The organism is Propionivibrio sp. (assembly GCF_017995515.1).
GTDB lineage: Bacteria > Pseudomonadota > Gammaproteobacteria > Burkholderiales > Rhodocyclaceae > Propionivibrio.
Map to the genome: position 1 here is coordinate 1 of NZ_JAGOIT010000054.1, position 4356 is coordinate 4356.

At 66.0% G+C, this 4356-nt stretch carries 4 protein-coding genes and 1 pseudogene; 1 reads left to right on the forward strand and 4 read right to left on the reverse strand.

Features of this window, described 5'->3' with window-relative positions:
* Both KBA32_RS10335 and KBA32_RS10340 read right to left on the reverse strand, forming a co-directional pair.
* Positions 1 to 224, reverse strand: a pseudogene (locus tag KBA32_RS10335) (hypothetical protein); the annotation flags it as partial.
* The gene (locus KBA32_RS10340; protein ID WP_294358483.1) at positions 221 to 787 is read right to left on the reverse strand and encodes a carboxymuconolactone decarboxylase family protein; all 567 of its coding nucleotides are present in this window, start codon (positions 785 to 787) and stop codon (positions 221 to 223) included. The pseudogene KBA32_RS10335 and the gene KBA32_RS10340, both read right to left, overlap by 4 nt.
* Before the next feature lie 181 nt (positions 788 to 968).
* Here KBA32_RS10340 and KBA32_RS10345 point away from each other — a divergent pair, with 181 nt between their 5' ends.
* Positions 969 to 2153, forward strand: coding sequence for an ROK family protein (locus KBA32_RS10345; RefSeq protein WP_294358485.1), 1185 nt, complete (start codon positions 969 to 971; stop codon positions 2151 to 2153).
* 58 nt (positions 2154 to 2211) lie between these two features.
* On the opposite strand, the gene KBA32_RS10350 is transcribed toward KBA32_RS10345, so the two are convergent.
* Both KBA32_RS10350 and KBA32_RS10355 read right to left on the reverse strand, forming a co-directional pair.
* Positions 2212 to 2874: a response regulator gene (locus KBA32_RS10350; RefSeq protein ID WP_294358487.1), complete on the reverse strand. Its 663-nt coding sequence runs from the start codon at positions 2872 to 2874 to the stop codon at positions 2212 to 2214.
* Positions 2871 to 4337 carry an ATP-binding protein gene (locus KBA32_RS10355; protein ID WP_294358491.1) on the reverse strand — a complete coding sequence of 489 codons (1467 nt, stop codon included), beginning with the start codon at positions 4335 to 4337 and terminating at the stop codon, positions 2871 to 2873. Before KBA32_RS10355 ends, KBA32_RS10350 begins: the two co-directional genes overlap by 4 nt.
* Between the last annotated feature and the right edge of the window lie 19 nt (positions 4338 to 4356).

The window sequence follows — 4356 nt, forward strand, 5'->3', positions numbered from 1 at the left end:
CGGCCGAGGATGGCCATGCTCTTGTCGGCGCGCGCTTCGACGGCGCCGACGCCGTCCCATTCGCGGATGGCGTACGCGGTCGCGGGAATGCGCGGATCGATGCGCTCGACCTTCCAGGGTGCCTTTATCTCCGGGCCGCTGGCGTCGAAGCGGCCGACCCATACCGACTCGGCGCTGGCGGCGGTGGCGAGCAGCGCACTGATCGCGACGACAACCGCCCTCATTTCCGCGGCAGCCGGCAGAAGCCCTGCGGCGCGACGTCGAGCGCTGAATTGAACTTGCTCGACATGTTCTGGAAGGCGATCAGCGCGGTGAGTTCGATCACGGCGTTGTCGTCGAAGCAGGCTTTCACACGCGCCATCAGCGCGTCATCGACGCCGACGTCGGTGCGCGTGATCGCTTCGGCGTAGGCGAGCGCCGCCTTCTGCCGCTCATCGAAGAGCGGCGAGGTTTCGAATTCGGCGAGCGCGGCGAGCTGCGCATCGCTGACGCCGCGCTTCAGCCCGGTCGCCGAGTTGATATCCACGCAGAAGGCGCACCAGTTGATCTGCGAGACGCGCACGGTGATCAGCGAGCGCAGCGCCGGTTCGATCGGCGAGCGGCGGCGGTCGAGCGCGCCGTAGAGCAGCGACAGCGCGGCGAAGACCTTGGGCGTACGCGCCCACAGGCGGGCCGGTTCGAGCTCCTTGCCGTAACGCCGGCGCTGGTTGGCGAAGATGAGTTTGGCGTACCAGGAATAGCGGAAGTTCGGATCGGTCGGAATGCGGGAGGAGGGTTCGGTGCTCATGGTCGGTGGCCTGAAGAGGACTGCTTGTGATGATAACAGGCGGCCCGCAATCGACATCTGTACAAACCCTTACAAAACAATCGCCGTTACGGTGCTAACATCGCCGGCTGTTCCGTACTTTGGCGCGACGCCATCATCAGGCGCGGACCCGCTGCGCATCAACCGCAAGAAGGGAAATATCGTGGGCGTACCCGAAACAGTGATTCTCGATGCAAATGGCCACGAACTCCCGGCGGGAATCGGGCAATTGCTTGCGATCATCGCGCGCAACCGGACGATCTCCCGCGCGCACCTCGAACAGCAGTCGCGCCTGTCTCGCGCGACGATCGTGCAGCGCCTCGGCGTGCTGTTCAACGCCGGCCTGATCACCGAGGCCGACGAGACGGCGCCGAGCGGTGGCCGGCCGTCGAAGCTCCTGAAAATCAACGAGACCTTCGCGCTCACGCTCGTCGCCGACATCGGCGAGAGCATGATCCGTGTCGTGCTCACCACGCTCGAACCGCGCATCGTCGCCGAGATCACTTTTTCCAACAGCTTCGACATCCCGCCCGAGACGACGCTGCGCGGGATCATCGCGCAGGGCGAGAAGCTCCTGGCCGACCTCGGCCGCAAGAAGGCTGATCTGCTCGGTGTCGGTCTCTCGCTGCCGGCGCCGGTCGATTACGACAATGCGCTCGTCGTCGGGCCGTCAGTCATGCGCGGCTGGGACGGCTTCGACATCCGCGGCTGGTTCCGCGAAAACCACGCCATCCGCGTCTTCGCCGACAACGACGTGAATCTGATGGCCGTCGCCGAGCAGCGCGCGCACTGGCCGGACGAGGACTGTTTCTTCTTCATCAAGGCCGGCACCGGCATCGGCAGCGGCATCGTCACGCGCGGCGAACTCTTCCGCGGCGGTCAGGGCGCGGCCGGCGACGTCGGCCACATCCAGCTCGACTGGCCCGAGCCGCCGCTCTGCCGCTGCGGCAAGCTCGGCTGCCTCGAAGCCTACGCGGCCGGCTGGGCAATCGCGCGCACGCTGCGCGACAAGGGGTTCGAGGCCGAGAGCGCGCGCGACATCATCAACCTCGTCCAACGCAACGTACCGGAAGCGATCCAGCAGATCCGCTTCGCCGGGCGCGGACTCGGCGAGATCGTCGCCAGCGTCGTCAGCATCCTCAACCCGAGCCGCATCGTTGTCGGCGGCACGCTGGCGCTGGCCGGCGAACATCTGCTCGCCGGCATCCGCGAACAGGTGAGCCAGCGCTGCCTGCCGCTCGCCACACGCAAGCTGCAGATCTCGACGGCACGCTCGGACGAACGCGCCGGCGTGCTTGGCGCGGCGCAGCTCGTGATTGACGAGCGGTTACAGTCGATCGGGAAGTAGGCGGCGACGCTGTATTCCGTGCGTCAGGCGCGGAATACAGCCCTTGTACATCCAATACTCACCCGCCCGACGGCGGCACCCCGTCGCCGCCGATGAACAGGCTCAACAGATGCGCCTGCGATACGGCGCCGAGCTTCTCCCGGATGCGTGCGCGGTGGAACTCGACGGTCTTCACGCTGATGCACAGCGTCTCGGCGATCTGGCGCGTCAGCTTGCCGGCGAGCATATGTTCCATCACTTCGCGTTCTCGCCCGGACAGCGTTGCCAGTCGCGCGCTGAGATCGCTGCCGGTTGTACCTGTCGGCGTCACTTTCCATTGCTCACGGCGCTTCTCCGCGTCGGCGTGCAGCGCGTTGGCGACGGCCAACACCAGGCGCTCTTCCTCGTGCGGCTTCTCGATGAAGTCGATGGCGCCGCGTTTCAGCGCGCGCACGGCGAGCGGCACGTCGCCGTGCCCGGTCAGGAAGATGATCGGGATCGCGTAGCGGCGCTTGTGCAGTTCATCCTGCAGGTCGAGACCGCTCATGCCCGGCATGCGGATGTCGAGGAGCAGGCAACCGGCGCGCTGCGGCCGATAGACGTTGAGAAAGGCCTGTGCCGAATTGAACGTTTCAACGCGCATGCCGGAAGCGCGCAGGAGCATGCCGAGGGCATCGCACACCGCCTCGTCGTCGTCGACGACGAAGACGGTCTGTTGGAGGGCGATGTCGGTGGCGTTCATTTCGTGTCTTCCTTGCCTTCAGCGGTTTCCGCCGGCAGCGTGATGTGAAAGACGCAGCCGCCGGTCGGTGCGGTTTCGTGCCAAATGCGTCCGCCGTGTGCTTCGATGACCGAACGGCAGATCGATAAACCGAGGCCGAGGCCCTTCTCCTTGGTCGAGAACAGGGCGGTATAGGCGCTCTCGGCGAGGTAGTCGGGGATGCCGGGGCCGTTGTCGGCAAAGGTCAGCACGATGGCGCCGTCAGGCGCGCGGTCGGTGGTGATGGTCAGGCGCCGCTGGTCGTCGGGGATGGTCTGCATCGCGTCGATCGCGTTTTGCAGCAGGTTGTGGATCACCTGCGCCATTAGCGTGCGGTCGGCGTGCGCGATCAGCGGGTCGGGCGTCAGGCGCAGTTCGGTGCGGATCGCATGTTCGTCGCGCGCGACTTCGAGCAGTTCGATCGACTCAAGCAGCAATTCGTTGATGTCGAAGCGGCTCGGCTCCGGACGGCGGCTGCGGATGAAGCTGCGGATGCGGGCAATGATGCGGCCGGCGCGCAGGGCCTGGTCGCGACTCTTCTGCATCGCCGTCACCAGTTCGGTGCGCTCGAAGCTCGGGTTATCAAGCAGGCGCAGGCAGGCGTCGCTGTAGCTCGTGATCGCCATCAGCGGCTGATTGAGTTCGTGTGCCAGCGACGAAGCGACTTCGGTCAGTTCGGCCAGGCGCGCAGTCTGACGCTGGATCTTCTGGTGTTGCCGGCGCAGCGACAGCGCCTGCTTTTGATCCGAGATGTCGGTGATCACCTGCAGCCGGATCGGATGCCCGCCTCTCCACGGGATCAATCCGGACTGCACCTGATACCAGTGGCCGTCGACCGCGTCGCGCAACTCCTTCGTGCAGAAGGTCGCGTCAAAGCCGGACGTTGTAGCTACCGAACCTTCTTGCCGTGGCGGCAGGCCGAAGCGGCGCGCCAGGTCATCGGCGTTCAGGGTCGCCGGATCGACGGCGAGCAGCCTGACCAGCGCCGGATTGACGTAGAGCAGCCGGCCCGATTTCTCGTCGAGCGCGTAGACCGCCGCGTGCATTTCCTCCAGCACCCGGCGAAAGCGCTCATCGGCCGCCGAAAGGGAGCGATGCAGGCGCGCGAGCAGGAGCGTCATCGTCACCGCGACCAGCAGCATCGACGTGCCTTCCCAGTAGAAGGGCGCGTCGCCTTCATACGGATGGATCGCGCGGAAGCTCATGAGCCAGAAGAGGCTGCTGATGGCCGCAAGGGTCAGGCCGGCACGTGCGCCACCGGTCCAAGTCACCAGAGCCACCGGGATCAGGTAGAGGATGGCGAAGCGCCAGGCGTAGCCGGTCGCGTAGTCGAGCAGGGCGATCAGGACCGCGAGAACGAGGGCGAAGGCGAAGGTCAGCGCGCGGTGTCGGGTTGCCCAAACGATCGGGCCTGACGCGGGGGCAGGAATGAGGGGCTGGGGCATGCGGTTTGCGGTTTGCGGT

Bases quoted from the DNA above. Each gene is read 5' to 3' on its own strand.
- KBA32_RS10340 (WP_294358483.1), bottom strand. From the start codon at position 787: ATGAGCACCGAACCCTCCTCCCGCATTCCGACCGATCCGAACTTCCGC.
- KBA32_RS10350 (WP_294358487.1), bottom strand. From the start codon at position 2,874: ATGAACGCCACCGACATCGCCCTCCAACAGACCGTCTTCGTCGTCGAC.
- KBA32_RS10355 (WP_294358491.1), bottom strand. From the start codon at position 4,337: ATGCCCCAGCCCCTCATTCCTGCCCCCGCGTCAGGCCCGATCGTTTGG.